The sequence below is a fragment of the Xenorhabdus sp. PR6a genome (assembly GCF_028599065.1).
Classification (GTDB): Bacteria; Pseudomonadota; Gammaproteobacteria; order Enterobacterales; family Enterobacteriaceae; genus Xenorhabdus; species Xenorhabdus doucetiae.
The window spans coordinates 1-727 of record NZ_JAQRFJ010000200.1 but is presented as its reverse complement, the minus strand read 5'-3'; the positions used below and the strand labels follow the sequence as shown (position 1 = coordinate 727).

Genomic DNA, 727 nt, shown 5'->3' with positions numbered 1-727 from the left:
AAACATTCAAGGGTGGTATTTCAAGGATGGCTCCGTGCAGACTGGCGTCCGCACTTCACAGCCTCCCACCTATCCTACACATCAAGGCTCAAGGTTCAGTGTCAAGCTATAGTAAAGGTTCACGGGGTCTTTCCGTCTTGCCGCGGGTACACTGCATCTTCACAGCGAGTTCAATTTCACTGAGTCTCGGGTGGAGACAGCCTGGCCATCATTACGCCATTCGTGCAGGTCGGAACTTACCCGACAAGGAATTTCGCTACCTTAGGACCGTTATAGTTACGGCCGCCGTTTACTGGGGCTTCGATCAAGAGCGTCGCCTTGCGGCTAACCCCATCAATTAACCTTCCAGCACCGGGCAGGCGTCACACCGTATACGTCCACTTTCGTGTTTGCACAGTGCTGTGTTTTTATTAAACAGTTGCAGCCAGCTGGTATCTGCGGCCGGCTTCGGCTCCGTGAGCAAGTCACTTCACCTAGTGCCGGCGTGCCTTCTCCCGAAGTTACGGCACCATTTTGCCTAGTTCCTTCACCCGAGTTCTCTCAAGCGCCTGAGTATTCTCTACCTGACCACCTGTGTCGGTTTGGGGTACGATTCAATGTTACCTGGTGCTTAGAGGCTTTTCCTGGAAGCAGGGCATCTGTCACTTCAGCACCGTAGTGCCTCGTCGTCACGCCTCAGTGTTATCAGCAATCCGGATTTACCAAGACTGCCCACCTACACGCTTAA

At 53.2% G+C, this 727-nt stretch carries 1 rRNA gene; it reads right to left on the bottom strand.

The features are described 5' to 3' along the window. Nucleotides 1-727, bottom strand: a 23S ribosomal RNA gene (locus PSI15_RS18335); the annotation flags it as partial.